A 14,898-nucleotide genomic window follows, 5' to 3' on the forward strand; every position below is an offset into this window, starting at 1 on the left:
GGGTGGCTATGAAAAATAACAAAATAAAATAATCACTTATAACAGGATGATGTTCGCATATTAGTTTTGCGTTAAGCCCGGATTCAGGTTAAATTTTATACTCTGAGTTTGAACCAAATGCATACTGACATTCGCTCCCAAAGGAGGCTGATATGAAAATCAGATATCTGTTACTTGCAGCAGCCCTGACCTCTGGCTCGGCGCTGGCGGCCGACAAGGTCGATGAAAACCCGGTTACCGAGTCGGGTAAGGTAAAAATTGAGTGGCAGTCACCCAAGGATTTTCGGGACATCAAGTCTGCCAGCGAGCTGCAATCCCGTTACGAAAAACGTCTGTTCGAGACCTTGACCAAAGCCTTGGATAAAGACGTTTCCTCATCTCTAAAAGACAACCAAAAGCTGGAACTGACAGTCACAGATGTGGATTTGGCCGGCGATGTGCGGCCTACCTTTGGCGCTACCGCCAACGATATACGTGTAGTCAAGAACGTTTACCCGCCCAAGATCAGCTTCAGTTATCGATTGTTGGAAGGCGATCAGGTGGTCGTTGCCGGCGATGAAAAGCTGACTGATATGCAGTTTCTCGACCATGTAGATAGAATTAACAGCGACAGCTTCCGTTATGAAGAAAGAATGCTGAAAGACTGGTTCCAGAAAACACTCAAGCCTAAACTCTAAGCCGTCCTCGGCATCTCCAGCAAGCACAGCCCTTGGGTGCTGTGCTTGGCCTGTTTTTTTGCCAGTGCACACAAGCGGGACAACTCATGCTCGCTGGCGTCCAGACTCAATGGCGGTGGCAGTATTCCGACGCTGAGGCGCAGTAGCGGTTGAAGGCATTCCTGCCCTTGTCTGTCCTGTGCAAACAAGTGTTGTCTTTGCCAGTGCTCGTCACTGAAAAACTGCCTCTTGCCCTGTTCAAACTCTGCCAATATTTGCTGACAAACCCCGAGCAGTTGCGGCTCTGTGCCTATCATTACGAAATCATCCCCACCCACGTGGCCGATAAATTGCGCCTTGCCGTATTGTCTGAGCAGGCCGGCGACTGCCCTTATCACTTCATCACCGCGACTGAAGCCGTAGATGTCGTTATAGGGTTTGAAATGGCATAGATCAAAATAGGCCAGATAGAAATGCTGTCGCAGTTTGCGCAGCCGTTGCAGCTCTTCCTGAATGGGCACATTCCCGGGCAATTCAGTCAATGGGTTGGCGTGGCGCGCCGTCTGTATTCTGTGTTCAGTGATGCGTTGCAGCAGCTCGCGGGTATGGCCCAGACCGATGAAGTCGCCCTGACGCAGAATAATGAATTCCTGCGCTATTTCGGTACCAGGCTTGGCGGTGAGTTTTTGACTCACCCGCGACAGCGGCGTGGCCGCATCGACCATAAGCACATCTTTGTCCATGAGCTCTGTGACCGCTTGGTGCTCATGAAGGGCGCGGCCATAGGGCCGGGAAAACAGCTCCATCAGTCGATGGCGATAAACCAGCCCCAAGGGTTGTTTCTGCTCCAGAACTACTATGCACTGAAGCTCCGGCTGGGAGAGAAAGCGTTCGCTCAACTGCTTGAGTTCGGTATCAGAGCAGCAGGTTTGCGCCTGATGGCACAGGCTCTCTGCTGCCTCGTTGTATCTCGGTTGTTCCTGCTGACGAATGGCGAGATAGCGAGTTTGCAGTTGCCTATCAGGTTGCGCCTCGGGTCTGCCAAGCAAAAAGCCCTGACAATAGGTGATCCCGAGCTGACGCAGTATCGTCAGCTCGGCTTCTGTCTCTATGCCCTCGGCGATGACTTTACAGGTCAGGCTTTGGCACAGTTCTATGATGGAGCGGACAAACTCCTGTTTAACCGGAAACTTATCTATCTGATGGATAAAGTGGCGATCAATTTTGACATAGTCGGGCGAGAGTTCTGACCAGAGGCGCAGGCCTGAGTAGCCGGCGCCAAGGTCGTCGAGTGCGGTCAGAAACCCTTGATTGCGGTAGTGATCTAGACAAGCTTTGAGCTGATCTATGTCATCGGCCGGGTATTGTTCCGACAGCTCTATGACCACATTGGATGGTGCTATGCCGAACTGTTGCAAGAGTTTGAGTGTTTGTCCCTTGGGATGACTTGGATCCAGCAGTGCCTTGGGGGAGATATTGATAAACAGCTTGCCCGGCAGTTGTCTATGCTGGAATTGCGCTATGGAGACCCGGCGGCACAAGGTCTCCAGCTCGGAGAGGCGCCCCAGTCGTTCGGCGGTACTGAACAGATGAAATGGAGAATGAACGCTGCTGCCGATAGGGCCGCGGCTTAGGGCTTCAAAGCCATGAATACTGTTGCTGTCTATGTTGATAATCGGCTGAAACAGTGCGGTGATATCCTCTTTATCCAACACACTTCTAAGCTCAGCAATCCTGTCTATGGCCATCAAACTGCAATACCTCACCAGGCCCCAAATCGGATAGAGTCTAGGTGTTGCAAGTGACACTAAGATGACAAAGCCGGGCTTGACCCGGCTTATCGGAGTGATTTTGCAGTTTGAACTCTTGCTACTTACTCTGTTGTTTAAATTTTTGTAGGGTCTGCAGCAAGACCGCCAGTTTCGGCAGCAGCGCCTCCAACTGTTCCGGGGTGGGCGCCGTTTCGGCTTCAAGATCCGCTACCGCCTGTGCCAGCTCCTGTACATAAGGGAGGAAGCGATTACTGCATGTGGTAAAGCCTTGCTCTTGGGTGAATACGGCAGAAAACTTTCCATGGCCGGCCTGTTGCAGCTGATCCAGACGGTTATCGGCATCGACAGCCTGACGGTAAGCGGTCTGCAGATTGGCTTTCAGTTGCTCAATGACCTTGGTGTATGGCATAACAGCCTCTAACTGGTGAACTTTGGCTGAAATTATAAGGAACAGGGATGCGCGCAACAAGTCGACTGCTGTGGATCTTCTTCGGATGTGGCTTGCTTTTAAGCGGTATGGCCCAAGCAAGAGATGGCGACAAGCCGCCTTTCCATCAGTTGGAGTTTGCCGGCAAGACGGCTTTTCTCATGGGCTCAGTGCATGTCGGCAAGACCGACTTCTATCCACTGCCAAACCAGATAGAGCAGGCCTATCGCCACGCCGGTGCTCTGGTGCTGGAAGCCGATGTCCGCGATCCTGCGGCGCAGCAGTTGCTGCAGAAGTATGGCTTGAAGGCCGCAACACCTGATGAGGAAACCCAGACGCTGCTGCAGGGATACTGTGGCGGCAAGCCTTTGTGCCGGCAATTGGCTATGATGTCCCCCTGGTTGCAGTCGGTACAGATCAGTATGCAGCGCTTCGTGGAGCTGGGTTATCAACCCAGCCTGGGTGTGGAACAGTATCTGTTGGATGGGGTCGGTGACAGACCCGTGCTGGAGCTGGAAAGTACAGAAATGCAGTTGGCACTGCTGGACTCGCTGGCGCTGGAGTATCAGTGGAGTATGGTTAGGGAGAGCATTCGCGGTGAAGATAGGGAGATCCAGGCGCTGATCACGGCTTGGCGCAGCGGTAATGAAAAAGCGTTGGCCGAGTTGATGTTGCATCAGCTGTCCACCAAAGGTGAAGACGTATTGCTGGAAAAACTGCTGTGGCAGCGTAACCAAGGCATGGCCGAGTGCCTGTTGAGTCTGATGGGTTCCAATCAGGCGCCATTATTTGTGGCCGTCGGTGCCGGGCATCTGGCCGGCAAAAAGAGCCTACTCGAGTATCTGCATAAAGCCGGAGTCAGCAGCCGTAACTGCTGGCGGCAAAGCTGTGATATACCGCCCGGCGAGGCAAACTGAGGCGCTGAGGTCTATACTTGCTGTGCTTGGACACAGGGAGTTGAGATGCAAGGCATTAGCGATGCGTACAAGGGGTTTGAAGGAACAGTTCGTCAGTGGGATGAACGTTTTGGCAAGGTGGTTGCCAGGGTCGATCCCGGCGATTTTTATATTACAGGTGCCGATGAGTACATTTTTACCCGCTTGGGGTCTTGTGTGGCGGCTTGTATCTGGGACCCCGTACTCGGCATAGGTGGCCTGAATCACTTTCTGTTACCCGAGCGCAAACTTCACGAAGATTGGCACCAACTGACCAGCTACAGCTGCCGCTACGGCAACTGGGCCATGGAGCAGCTGATCAATGCCATACTCTGTGTCGGTGGTCAGCGACACAGATTACAGGCCAAAGTATTCGGCGGCGCCAGAATGGGCCAAAGCAGTGTGCTGAATGTCGGCCAGTCCAACATAGATTTTGTACTACGTTATCTCGAACTCGAGCAGATCCCTGTGCAGGCGGAGGATTTGGGCGGCCCTTGGCCGCGTAAGGTGATGTTTCACCCCAACAGCGGCAAGGTTCTGCTTAAACACATGGATCCCGAACGCCTGGCGCAACTGGTGCCGGAAGAGAACCGTTATCTGGATCAGATAGTGGATGGCAAAGATCAACCCTCGATCGAGTTGTTCGGCCCGGATGCCTTGTGAGCAATGAAATGCACGTAGCGGCCCAGAGAAAGATAGGGCTGCTGGCGTGAGTATTTCAGCTCCATCTCCAGCAGTTGCTGGAAGTCGAAATTATCCGGCAAGCTCTTTTTAAGATAGTCATGGATGACTCTTACCCCGGATTCACACCTCAACTCCAGTTGCCACTCGTTAAACCAAGCTTGTACATCGGCTATTTGCAACGGATGTTTCGGGCTGAGGCGGACTTTTTTGCGGGTTTGCAGATCGGCAGCCACATAGTCGAGATTGCCAGACACCAGGGCGTGAAAGCGCATCGCTTCCTTATTGAAAAACATAAGTGAAAACAGGCCGTCATCTTTCAAGAGTGACAGCAAGCCCGCCAGCGTCCCCTTGGCATCATGCAACCATTCGGCAACCGCATGGCAGAGGATAAGGTCGAACTGGCCCAGTTCCGTTACGTTCAGCTCCTGAATGGCGCAGTGCAGCAGTTGAATATCCAAGGGCTCGGCCGAGGCGGCAATCTGCTCTTTGGCTTGTTCCAGCATGGCCGAGGAGATGTCGCAAAGTACGACTTCATGCCCCATGGCCGCCAGTTTTTGACTGAAAAAACCGAAACCGCCACCGGCATCCAGTACTCTGAGTTTACGGCCGGCAAAATAGGGTAACTGTTCCTGCAGATCGCGCCAGAGTACGGCGGCTCTGATCTGCCCTTTGGGGGTTCCATAGATATTGTTGGCGAACTTTTGCGCCAGCTTGTCAAAGTTCTGATCTTGCACTTTGGAGGGTTCTGAATGACTTGAAGGCATATAGTGTCTCACAAGCCGCAGCCCTTGGCATCAGGCTCAAGCGCTTATGGCGGACAGATCGCAAAATCATAGATAGCTCCGAAAACGGCAGGGATGAGGTATAATGCTCGGCTTGGAATACTCAAGGTGGGCTTTTTGGTTATGGAATTCAGTGTCGAACTGCGAACAATGCCTTCGTTGTTTTCGCTGTATCGCAAGATTTTTTTCGGGCGAAAGCCTGGCTGGGACAACCAGCCTTTACCTCGTATCAGCGTTAATACTCCCGGCGTGGTTTTGGAGCCCGGCAAGGTGGCCGACTACGCTCAGGTGTGTGGCTTCGAGTTTGATGGCAAAACTCTGCCGCCTACCTATCTGTATGTGATGGCCTTCAGGTTGCATGCGGTGATCTTTACCCATGACGCCATCACTTTTCCTCTGCTGGGAATGATCCACCTGCGTAACCGTATCAGTCAGTTTCGCAGTGTTACCCTTGATGAGCGTTTCGATATCGACTGTCGCCTCACTGACAGCCGAGAGACAGATTCCGGGCTGGAGTTTGACCTTATTTCCAGGGTGACTGTGGCCGGAGAGCTGGTGTGGGAATCCTTGTCTACTTATCTGTATCGCATAGATAAGCCGGGGCGCAGGGCAAGACCACCCAAGGCCGGGGATATTCAGTGGGAAAACCCCAGTGTCTGGGAGTTGGGTGACGACTTGGGGCGGCGTTATGCCAGAGCCTCGGGTGACTATAACCTGATCCATCTGCATCCCTTGCTTTCCAAGCGTTTTGGTTTCGACCGGGTGCTGGCCCATGGCATGTGGTCCAAGGCCCGCTGCGTGGCTCAGTTGATGCCTGAGCTGGGCAATAGGCCCTGTGTCATTGACGTGGCGTTCAAATTGCCGCTGTTTATGCCGGCCAGTGTTTGCTTCTGCGCCGAGGCCATGGAGCAGGGCTATAAGTTTGAACTCAGAGATCAGAAAGGGCGCAGGCCGCATCTTTTTGGTGAGATCTCCCTGCTCTGAGGTGTCGGGGCCTAGGTTTCGCGCCTTGGCCCCTGTTTGGCTCCATGATTCCTGCGTTCGCTATTTTCCCTCCGTTCGGAAACTGTTTTTCGGCCAATTCCGGCCAGAGATTTCTTGACCCAGATTAAGGTATTGCTGAATAAAGAGGGCTCCGACTTTAGCTTGAAGCCGGAATGGCCTAGTATGCGGGTCCTTTGATCTATTTGCTTTGGCCCTTGTGGGAGTTTTACTGAATGTTGAAGGACATAGAGATCTCTAGAATGACGCCGAGGCGTCCCATTGAGCATATTGCTACTGAGCTGGGGTTGCGTCCCGGTGAATTCAGCTGTTACGGCGACCACAAGGCAAAAATCCCGCTGTCCTTGCTCGAACGGGTCTATGACTATCTGCCCGGTAAGCTGATTCTGGTGACTGCGATAACGCCTACGTCACACGGTGAAGGCAAGACGGTGACCAGCATAGGTTTGACCCAGGCCCTGCATGCGCTCGAGCACAAGGTCTGCGCCTGTTTGCGCCAGCCCAGTATGGGGCCGGTCTTTGGCGTCAAGGGTGGAGCTGCCGGCGGTGGTTATGCCCAGATAGTGCCGATGGAAGAACTGAATTTGCATCTTACCGGGGACATTCACGCCATTACCAGCGCCCACAACCTGGCCGCAGCCGCGCTGGATGCCAGGCTGCATCACGAGCAACGCCTCGGGGCGGCAGAGTTCAGCCGTCGCAGTGGCTTGGATGCGCTCAATATCGATCCGGAAAAGCTCTTTTGGCACAGGGTGATGGATCACAATGATCGCAGCCTGCGGCAAATTCAGGTAGGGCTGGGAAATAACAATGGCCCTGAGCATGAGTCTGGCTTTGATATCACCGCCGCCTCGGAGCTGATGGCCATTTTGGCCCTGAGTCGCGATCTTGCCGATATGCGCCGCCGTGTCGGCCAGGTGTTGCTGGCACTCGATACCTCCGGACAGGCCATCACAGCCGAGCGGCTCGGGGTTGCCGGTGCCATGTGCGCCATTTTGCGTCAGGCGCTGGAGCCGACATTGATGCAGACCCTCAACGGCGCCCCTTGTCTTATCCACACAGGGCCTTTTGCCAATATCGCCCATGGCAACTCCTCTATCATTGCCGACGAAATGGCGCTGAAACTCAGCGACTATGTGGTCACGGAAGGCGGCTTTGGCTCGGATATGGGCTTTGAGAAGTTCTGCAATATCAAGGCGCCGATTTCCGGGCGTCAGCCGGATTGCACCGTCTTGGTGGCGACCTTGAGAGCGCTTAAGAGTAATGCCGGGCTCAAGGGGGAGGCAGTAAGCCAGCCTAACCAACAGGCACTGGAGCAGGGCTTTGCCAACCTGGCCTGGCACCTGGCCAATGTGCGCCGCTACGGCACACCTGTGGTGGTGGCTGTCAACCGTTTTCCCGAGGATACCGAGCAGGAGCTTGAGTGGCTGAGGCAGGCCTGCCTCGCCGAGGGCGCCGATGCTTGTGAACTCAGTGAGGCCTTTGCCCTAGGTGCCGATGGCGCCAAGGCCCTGGCCGAGTCGGTATTGGCGGCCATAGGCAAGGGCGATGGCTTCAAGCCTCTCTATGACCCTTCGCTTGGACTCGAGGCCAGTCTGGCAACCTTGGCCGAGCTTGGTTATGGTGCGGCCGGGGTAGAGTTGTCGGCCAAGGCCCGTGAGCAACTGGCCGAGATCCGGCGTCTTGGCGCAGATAAGCTGCCTGTGTGTATGGCCAAGACGCCTATGTCTATCAGCCACGATCCCAAACTCAAGGGGGCACCCAGCGGTTTTACCCTGCCAATCACTGAGCTTAGGCTTAACGCCGGAGCCGGTTTTGTCACCGCTTTGGTGGGCAAGGTGATGACAATGCCTGGGCTGGGTTTGAACCCAGGCTACCTGCATATCGATATCAATGAGCAGGGTGAAGTGATAGGGCTTTAACTCGATAACAACCAAGGGCGCAGATGCGCCCTTGGTTGTATTGGATACTGCCGCGCCGATTTAACCGCGATAGAAGTGTACGTCCCGCTGCGGGAATGGAATGCTGATCCCTTCCTCGTCGAAACGCATCTTCACCGCCCGGGTGATGTCCCAGTAAACTTCCCAATAGTCTTCCGGCCTGACCCAAGGGCGCACCACAAAGTCCACCGAGGATTCGCCCAAGAGGTGCAGTTTAACCGTAGGCTCAGGGTGCTTAAGTACTTTGGGATGCTCTTGCACCAGTTGCTCCAGCACGGCTTCGGCCTGTTCAATATTATCGCTGTAGCTGATGCCGAAGGTCATATCTACCCGTCTGTGATGCTCGGCGGTGATATTGTTGATGGTATCGCCCCAAATTTTGTTGTTGGGAATGATCAGCCGCTGGTTGTCCAGGGTCTTGATAGTGGTAGATACCAGGCTCATATGGCTGACTCTGCCTGTGACGCCGGCGGCATGGATCAGATCTCCCACATCGAAGGGACGATAGATAAGGATCATCATCCCTGAGGCGAAGTTGGACAGGGTATCCTGTAGCGCAAAACCGATAATTACCCCGGCAATACCGAAACCGGCCAGCAATGGGCCGAGTTCGAATCCAAGCTGTGACAAGGCTATCAGCAGCCCCAAGGTAAAAATAATCTTGCCGGAAAGCGAGGTGAAGAAATCTTGCAGCAGCTTGCTGAACTTGAGTTTGGAGTTACTGACCGCCTTGGCGACGATTCGCTTGGTTAATTTGGCCAGCAAGACGGTAAGTAGCAAGATAAACAAGAATATAAATATCTTGAACAGTATATCCGGCCCACATTCAATCAACTGCGCCTTGGCGATATCAAACCATTGTCCGGCCAGACTGGAGACGATATCGATATTGAGGACGTCCTGGGTGATATCCCCGGAAATGGCAAACAGGGTCTTTTTCAGATCGCTGGTATCTACATCCAGTTTATCCAGCATGCCTATCACTGCACTCAGGCTGCTGCTGTTGTTTTCCAAACGCTCTTTCAGCAGGGTCAAGGCCTTGCTCTGCTCGCTGCTGACATCTTTGCCCGCCAGCGCATTTTCAGCCATTTGCACGCCCAACTGCTGCTGGTTGTAGCTCACCAGACTTTCGAGCAACTCGGCTCTGACGATAAGACGTTGCTTGAGTGATTCTTTCGCCTGGCTGACATCCTGTCCCAGTTGCCCTGACCAGTTGAGCAGTTCCAGTAAGCCTTTTTGAATTTCATCCTTTTCCAGGCTGCGGCGGGAGATCTCAAGCATTAGCTGTTGATCTTCCCCTTTGCCGAGCTTGCCCTGCAGCGACATTATCTCCTTGTCGAGATATTGCACCATCTCCTGCAGGAGTTGCCGCTGCGCTTGCAGATGCGGCAAAACATTCACCTTGGCATTCTGTTCTGCGCTCTTGTCGCCAATGGCATCTATGCTCTCTTTGAGTTTATTTCTTTGCGCCAGAATCAGCGCCTTGATCCTAAACTCACTCACCGCCTTGAGTTCGCCTTTGGCACTGCGAAGCTGTTGAATATTTTGTCTTATGGTTTGCTGCATCAAAGTGAGCTGCTCGGTAGCGAGCGGTTCAGGTTCAGATGCGAAAGATTGCCAGGAAAGAGATAAACACAACACGAGCAAGAGAGTTCTAACCATGTTTTTGTCCGATTTTTATCTGTATTTTTGAAGTGTTGGAGTCAATAAATATGACACGAAATGTCCCATGACGCCCAAAAAGCTCGCGGATTTGTGGTTTTTCACTCATGGGAGATATAAGGCAGACGCCAGCTTTGCTAGAATAGCGCCCTTTGTTGAGCTCGCCGGAGAACGCTCGAGTGCTATGTTCCAATTGCAATAAAACCTTTAATGTTTCTCAGATAGCCCGGCAGCGGGGCAGTGGCTTTTCCGCGCAGATCCAGTGTCCTCATTGTGAAGCCTGGCTTGGGAAGACGCCTTGGTTATTGAAATTGAAACTGGTGGGTTTTTATCTGGGGGCGGCTGCGGCTATCTGTGCCTGGTTGGTTCCAGAGACCAGACACTTCGGGATACCTGTCGCAATCCTTGGGCTGATCGTCTTGCTGATCAGCCACCTGATGGATCATCTGCACACGGTTGAAGCGCCGGTTAAAGTTGAAGAGGATGATTCGGCGCAGCGGCAGAAGTATCGCTGAGGGCTCAGTCTACCACCTGTACCTGATTGGCCAGGGAGGTTTCTACGTAATAGATGCCGCCCAAAATGGCGCCGCAAAACAGAATGGCAAACAGGATAATCCCCAGGTTATTTTTGAGAAATGCCAACATAGCTTTTCCTTTGGTTACGCTGCTCCCATGGGCGGGCCCGCGCGAGCACAAAGAGTAAGAGTATAGGGTAAACCTTAACCGGCAGAGCTTAAGCAGAACTTAATCTCAGCCAGGCCGTAAGCTGTAATTAGCGCCGAAACCTTGGCGTTGTTACATATCTTGTAACTTTTAGTTTCAGCTTCGCCTTGTTAACCTTGTTGCAACCTCGGGGTAGGCTGGCTTACACTAGCGCCGGATCTATCTGGGGGATGTTAGGTTTGTATATCGCTGTTCGTACAAGAAGCACTATTGCCATATGGCTTGCCGCCATACTGGTGCTCTTGTCTGTGGCTGCATCGGCCCACAGCATTTCCCATCTCGAAGAGGGTCACAAGACCCACTGTACTCTCTGTTTCCATCAGCATCAGCTGAACAAGCTCATGCCCGGCACCGGGCTGCATCTGGATGCTGTCAAACAATCCTATATCAGAGTCAGTTTTACGGCTCCTTCCTGGCAGGCGCCCCACGTTCGCCTGTTTAACAGTCGTGCTCCACCTGTAACAGCCTGAATTTAAAGAGACATCTATTTAAATTTTGCTATCGACCGCATGGAATTGCGGTGCGATGACTGCTGTATTTCAGGAGCTAAAATGACTGTTTTTTCAACTCGTATTTCGCCTCTGGCCTTGGCCTTTGGCTTGGTTTCCACCTGTGCAATGGCCCAGGACCCTACGCTGACCAATCCGGCGATCAGTGCGGTTTTGGATGGCTATTATCAAACGGCGGATCGTCCCATGGCCGAGCGCCAGGAAGGTTTTGGTCTGGGGGAAACCGAACTGGCGCTCAGCGCCAATATTGACGATATGTTTTACGGCAAACTCACCACCACCATAGAAAATCATGATGGTGATACCGAAGTGAATCTGGAAGAGGCTTTTATTCAGACCTTGGCGATGCCGGCAGGGTTTGCGGTGCGCGCCGGACGTTTCCTGTCTGATGTGGGCTATCTCAATAACCAACATCCCCACACAGACGCCTTTACCGACAGACCGGCGGCTTACCGTGCCTTCCTGGGCAATCACTACTTCGATGATGGTATCCGCTTGAACTATGTGGCGCCGACAGACCTTTACTGGGTAATGGGTCTGGAAGCTTTCAAGGGCGACAAGATGCGTGCCGAGGATGAACACGGCGAGCGCGAGTTCAAGGATGTGGGTGTTTATACCGCTTACACCAAGATAGGTGGCGATATAGGGACAGACAGTTCCTGGCAGTTGGGGCTGTCATATCTGCGCAATGAAAATGGCCGCATGACCCCTTTTGAAGAGCACGCAGGTGAGGAAGAGGAGCATGATCACGGCCACGACCATGAAGGTCACAGCCATGGTGCCTCTTATACGGGTGAAAACACCTATATTGCCGACTTTGTTTATAAGTGGGCACCCAACGGCAACTACAAGTATCAGCATCTGACTGTGAGTGGTGAATATTTCCGGGTGGCAGATTTCGTTGCCGAGGCCGAGCATGAGCATCACGAGGATGAACACGCCCATGCAGAGCCGAAAGATTACCATCAGGGCTGGTATCTGAGCGGTGTCTACCAATGGAGCCCCAGCTGGTCTACCGGGATCCGCTACGGCGAGCTGGATACCCAGCAGGCCCACGACGATCATTTCCACGGTCAGAAGCTGAAAGAAACCGAAGTTAGCCTGGCTTGGCATCACAGCCACTTCTCTACCGTAAGACTGCAGTACACCAATCAGCGTGGCACTAATTTCGACGGTATCGAAGACGACAATGTTATCACTCTGCAATACGTTATGACTCTGGGGGCCCACGGTGCGCATCAATTCTAAATTTGTCGGCCTGGCCACGGCCGCTTTAACTCTGGTGGCCAGTTGGCAGGCTCAGGCCAGCCTGAATATTTTTGCCTGTGAACCTGAATATGCCGCGTTGGCCAAGAGCTTGGCGCCGGATGCGGACATCTATTCGGCCACAACCGCCTTGCAGGATCCTCACCAGGTGCAGGCTCGGCCCAGTTTAATCGCCAAGATGCGCCAGGCTGATCTGGCGGTCTGCGCCGGTGCGGATCTGGAAATCGGTTGGTTGCCTATGCTGCAGATGAAATCTTCCAACGCCAAGGTGCGCTCTACGGATCAGGGGCTGTTTTTTGCAGCCGATCAGGTTGAGACCCTGGATAAGCTGGATTCGGTCGACCGCAGCATGGGGGATGTGCACGCCAAGGGGAATCCGCATCTGCACTTTGACCCGTATCGGATGCTGGATATCGCCAAGGCGCTGAGCGCCAAGCTGGTGGCCCTGGATCCTCAAGGAAAAGCCGATTACGAGGCTGCGCTCAAGGCATTCAGCGAGCGTTGGCAGCAAGCTATTCCCAAGTGGGAAGCCGAAGCGGCATCACTCAAGGGCAAGAAGGTTATCGCCTATCACACCAGTTTCCGCTATCTGTTCAACTGGTTGGGAGTTTCTCAGGTCGCGGATCTCGAGCCCAAGCCCGGGTTGCCCCCCAGCAGTTCACACTTGGCTTCGCTGCTTGAGCGGGCAGGGCAAGGGGATGTCAGTGCCGTGGTAGTGGCATCCTATCAGGATGAACGTGGCGCCAACTGGTTGGGTGAAAGAGCCAAGCTGCCGGTATTGGTATTGCCCATGTCGGTCGGTGGTAACGCCCAGAGCCAGGATCTTTTCAGCCTGTATGACAGCGCCATCTCGCTGCTCAAGAGCGTGAATTGATTATGGACAGCGGACTGTTCAGCATACTCCTGCCGGCCTTTGCGGCCGGCCTGCTGGTACTCTCAACCCATGTGGTATTGGGGCGTCAGGTGTTGAAGCGCGGGATCATCTTTATCGATCTGGCGATTGCCCAAGTGGCGGCTCTGGGGGCGATAGTGGCGCATCTTAACCATGATCTGGAGGATATTCCTTATTCTCATGTATGGATGCCGGCATTGTTTGCCCTGGCCGGGGCCGGAGTCATAGCCTGGTTGTCACGTAAGATGGCCTCTGAGCTGGAGGCCATGATCGGCTGCTTCTACGTGTTGGCTGCTGTGGCTGCCATGTTGCTGCTCTCCAACGACCCCCATGGTGCCGAGCTGCTCAAGCAACTGATGTCGGGACAGATCCTTTGGGTCAACTGGCCACAACTGATCTTGCCGGCACTGGTTTATGCTCTGGTGTTGGGGCTATTGCTGTGGCGCCCGTCTTTGCTCAATGGCGCCGTGTTTTATCCCCTGTTTGCCCTGGTGATAACCCTGTCGGTGGAGCTGGTGGGTGTCTATCTGGTGTTTAGCACCTTGATTCTGCCGGCACTGGCGCTGAATAAATACAGCGGCCGTTTCGCACTTGGCTGGGCCTATCTGGTCGGGGTATTGGGTTATGTCGCCGGTCTGTGGGCCTCGGCGAGTTATGACCTGCCTAGTGGGGCCGCGATAGTGGCAACTCTGGCACTGAGCGCTCTGCTGTTCCGTGTGCTGCTTGGCTTCAGCGGCCGCCGCTGAGACTGGCGAGATTGAATGCGGCCCCAGTGGCCGCATTTTTTTATGCTGTTAAAAATCAGCGCACAGATGTAAACAAAAGATTGAGCCACAGCAGGCCTGTAGCTATACTGTCCGCCGTTGCATAAGTGGAGTAAATTTATGCTGTTGATAGTCCGTTCTCTGCTGCTGGCGGTACTCTTATTGCTGGCCTTTGTTTTTGGTGGCATTTTTTGCATCTTGCGTCCAAGACACAGAGACAATGTACACCTGTTTGCCCGACTGTTTTCGGCGGTAGCGCCTATACTGGGTGTTAAAGTCATAGTGCGTGCAGGCAAAACCAACCCGGGTGAGCCCTGTATCTTTCTGGCGAACCATCAAAATAATTTCGATATGTTTACCCACACAGCAGCGGTTCCCAAAGGCACTGTCAGCCTGGGAAAGAAGAGCCTGTTGTGGATGCCGCTGTTTGGTCAGCTTTATTGGCTTTCGGGTAATATTCTCATCGACCGTAAAAACCGTACCCGCGCCTTTGAAACCATGGCCGAGACGGCGCGTAAGATCAAAGAGAAATGCCTCTCTGTATGGATATTTCCTGAAGGAACCCGCAGTCGCGGTCGCGGTCTGTTGCCCTTCAAGGCTGGGGCATTTCATACCGCCATAGCCGCCGGAGTACCTATGGTGCCGGTACTGGCTTCCAATCAGTGTCATATCAAGCTCAACCGCTGGAACAATGGCGTGGTGATCATTGAGATGATGGAGCCGGTGGCGACCAAAGGCCTAAGTAAGGCCAATGTTAAAGAGTTGTCCGATAAGGTCCATGCCACCATGGCCAGCAAACTGAAACAACTCAATGCCGAGGCGGCAGCACTTATGGGTAAAACTGTGCCCGCGGATATCGTATAATACCCTCTGACCTATTTTTT

The 14,898-nt window shown here is 53.5% G+C and carries 16 protein-coding genes; 11 read left to right on the forward strand and 5 right to left on the reverse strand.

The window, feature by feature from the left end:
* Positions 1–152 precede the first annotated feature (152 nt).
* Positions 153–677 carry a DUF3016 domain-containing protein gene (locus tag ACWAU4_RS02875; protein ID WP_025009321.1) on the forward strand — a complete coding sequence of 175 codons (525 nt, stop codon included), beginning with the start codon at positions 153–155 and terminating at the stop codon, positions 675–677.
* Here ACWAU4_RS02875 and ACWAU4_RS02880 read toward each other — a convergent pair.
* Positions 674–2,407: a GGDEF domain-containing protein gene (locus tag ACWAU4_RS02880; protein WP_407820221.1), complete on the reverse strand. Its 1,734-nt coding sequence runs from the start codon at positions 2,405–2,407 to the stop codon at positions 674–676. The two genes, ACWAU4_RS02875 and ACWAU4_RS02880, sit on opposite strands and share 4 nt — an antisense overlap.
* Positions 2,408–2,525: 118 nt before the next feature.
* Positions 2,526–2,837 (reverse strand): hypothetical protein, encoded by a 312-nt coding sequence (locus tag ACWAU4_RS02885; protein ID WP_025009323.1) that lies wholly within the window; start codon positions 2,835–2,837, stop codon positions 2,526–2,528.
* Positions 2,838–2,884: 47 nt separating this feature from the next.
* On the opposite strand from ACWAU4_RS02885, the gene ACWAU4_RS02890 reads away from it, so the two are divergent.
* Together ACWAU4_RS02890 and ACWAU4_RS02895 are read left to right on the forward strand one after the other, a co-directional pair.
* The gene (locus ACWAU4_RS02890) at positions 2,885–3,772 is read left to right on the forward strand and encodes a TraB/GumN family protein (protein ID WP_208125468.1); all 888 of its coding nucleotides are present in this window, start codon (positions 2,885–2,887) and stop codon (positions 3,770–3,772) included.
* A gap of 45 nt (positions 3,773–3,817) precedes the next feature.
* Positions 3,818–4,453, forward strand: coding sequence for a chemotaxis protein CheD (locus ACWAU4_RS02895; protein ID WP_025886858.1), 636 nt, complete (start codon positions 3,818–3,820; stop codon positions 4,451–4,453).
* Here the strand turns inward: ACWAU4_RS02895 and ACWAU4_RS02900 are convergent.
* On the reverse strand, positions 4,414–5,208 hold the full coding sequence (locus tag ACWAU4_RS02900; RefSeq protein WP_107005578.1) for a methyltransferase domain-containing protein: 795 nt from the start codon (positions 5,206–5,208) through the stop codon (positions 4,414–4,416). The genes ACWAU4_RS02895 and ACWAU4_RS02900 overlap by 40 nt on opposite strands.
* Positions 5,209–5,406: 198 nt before the next feature.
* Between ACWAU4_RS02900 and ACWAU4_RS02905 the strand changes: the two genes are divergently transcribed.
* Both ACWAU4_RS02905 and ACWAU4_RS02910 read left to right on the forward strand, forming a co-directional pair.
* The gene (locus ACWAU4_RS02905; RefSeq protein ID WP_101059290.1) at positions 5,407–6,240 is read left to right on the forward strand and encodes a MaoC/PaaZ C-terminal domain-containing protein; all 834 of its coding nucleotides are present in this window, start codon (positions 5,407–5,409) and stop codon (positions 6,238–6,240) included.
* 233 nt (positions 6,241–6,473) lie between these two features.
* Positions 6,474–8,180, forward strand: coding sequence for a formate--tetrahydrofolate ligase (locus ACWAU4_RS02910; protein WP_028779654.1), 1,707 nt, complete (start codon positions 6,474–6,476; stop codon positions 8,178–8,180).
* A 60-nt stretch (positions 8,181–8,240) separates the two neighbouring features.
* On the opposite strand, the gene ACWAU4_RS02915 is transcribed toward ACWAU4_RS02910, so the two are convergent.
* Entirely contained in the window at positions 8,241–9,860 is a 1,620-nt protein-coding gene (locus ACWAU4_RS02915; RefSeq protein WP_454290449.1) for a mechanosensitive ion channel family protein, read from the reverse strand.
* A gap of 179 nt (positions 9,861–10,039) precedes the next feature.
* On the opposite strand from ACWAU4_RS02915, the gene ACWAU4_RS02920 reads away from it, so the two are divergent.
* A complete protein-coding gene (locus ACWAU4_RS02920; protein WP_025886860.1) occupies positions 10,040–10,375 on the forward strand; it encodes a hypothetical protein in 336 nt (111 codons plus the stop codon).
* Positions 10,376–10,379: 4 nt separating this feature from the next.
* Here the strand turns inward: ACWAU4_RS02920 and ACWAU4_RS02925 are convergent, their stop codons facing one another.
* On the reverse strand, positions 10,380–10,505 hold the full coding sequence (locus tag ACWAU4_RS02925; RefSeq protein ID WP_037436329.1) for a hypothetical protein: 126 nt from the start codon (positions 10,503–10,505) through the stop codon (positions 10,380–10,382).
* A 248-nt stretch (positions 10,506–10,753) separates the two neighbouring features.
* Between ACWAU4_RS02925 and ACWAU4_RS02930 the strand changes: the two genes are divergently transcribed.
* From ACWAU4_RS02930 to ACWAU4_RS02950, 5 genes are all read left to right on the forward strand, one after another.
* The gene (locus ACWAU4_RS02930) at positions 10,754–11,053 is read left to right on the forward strand and encodes a hypothetical protein (protein ID WP_062793559.1); all 300 of its coding nucleotides are present in this window, start codon (positions 10,754–10,756) and stop codon (positions 11,051–11,053) included.
* An 81-nt stretch (positions 11,054–11,134) separates the two neighbouring features.
* On the forward strand, positions 11,135–12,340 hold the full coding sequence (locus ACWAU4_RS02935; protein WP_208125470.1) for a hypothetical protein: 1,206 nt from the start codon (positions 11,135–11,137) through the stop codon (positions 12,338–12,340).
* Positions 12,324–13,232, forward strand: coding sequence for a metal ABC transporter solute-binding protein, Zn/Mn family (locus tag ACWAU4_RS02940; RefSeq protein ID WP_025009328.1), 909 nt, complete (start codon positions 12,324–12,326; stop codon positions 13,230–13,232). The genes ACWAU4_RS02935 and ACWAU4_RS02940 overlap by 17 nt, the downstream gene beginning before the upstream one ends.
* Before the next feature lie 2 nt (positions 13,233–13,234).
* A complete protein-coding gene (locus tag ACWAU4_RS02945; RefSeq protein WP_093982046.1) occupies positions 13,235–13,996 on the forward strand; it encodes a metal ABC transporter permease in 762 nt (253 codons plus the stop codon).
* 138 nt (positions 13,997–14,134) lie between these two features.
* A complete protein-coding gene (locus ACWAU4_RS02950) occupies positions 14,135–14,878 on the forward strand; it encodes a 1-acylglycerol-3-phosphate O-acyltransferase (protein ID WP_025009330.1) in 744 nt (247 codons plus the stop codon).
* Positions 14,879–14,898: the final 20 nt, after the last annotated feature.

It is taken from the genome of Shewanella sp. FeAMO (genome assembly GCF_053653955.1).

Bases quoted from the DNA above. Each gene is read 5' to 3' on its own strand.
- ACWAU4_RS02875 (WP_025009321.1), top strand. From the start codon at position 153: ATGAAAATCAGATATCTGTTACTTGCAGCAGCCCTGACCTCTGGCTCG.
- ACWAU4_RS02885 (WP_025009323.1), bottom strand. From the start codon at position 2,837: ATGCCATACACCAAGGTCATTGAGCAACTGAAAGCCAATCTGCAGACC.
- ACWAU4_RS02890 (WP_208125468.1), top strand. From the start codon at position 2,885: ATGCGCGCAACAAGTCGACTGCTGTGGATCTTCTTCGGATGTGGCTTG.
- ACWAU4_RS02895 (WP_025886858.1), top strand. From the start codon at position 3,818: ATGCAAGGCATTAGCGATGCGTACAAGGGGTTTGAAGGAACAGTTCGT.
- ACWAU4_RS02905 (WP_101059290.1), top strand. From the start codon at position 5,407: ATGCCTTCGTTGTTTTCGCTGTATCGCAAGATTTTTTTCGGGCGAAAG.
- ACWAU4_RS02910 (WP_028779654.1), top strand. From the start codon at position 6,474: ATGTTGAAGGACATAGAGATCTCTAGAATGACGCCGAGGCGTCCCATT.
- ACWAU4_RS02915 (WP_454290449.1), bottom strand. From the start codon at position 9,860: ATGGTTAGAACTCTCTTGCTCGTGTTGTGTTTATCTCTTTCCTGGCAA.
- ACWAU4_RS02925 (WP_037436329.1), bottom strand. From the start codon at position 10,505: ATGTTGGCATTTCTCAAAAATAACCTGGGGATTATCCTGTTTGCCATT.
- ACWAU4_RS02930 (WP_062793559.1), top strand. From the start codon at position 10,754: ATGTTAGGTTTGTATATCGCTGTTCGTACAAGAAGCACTATTGCCATA.
- ACWAU4_RS02935 (WP_208125470.1), top strand. From the start codon at position 11,135: ATGACTGTTTTTTCAACTCGTATTTCGCCTCTGGCCTTGGCCTTTGGC.
- ACWAU4_RS02945 (WP_093982046.1), top strand. From the start codon at position 13,235: ATGGACAGCGGACTGTTCAGCATACTCCTGCCGGCCTTTGCGGCCGGC.
- ACWAU4_RS02950 (WP_025009330.1), top strand. From the start codon at position 14,135: ATGCTGTTGATAGTCCGTTCTCTGCTGCTGGCGGTACTCTTATTGCTG.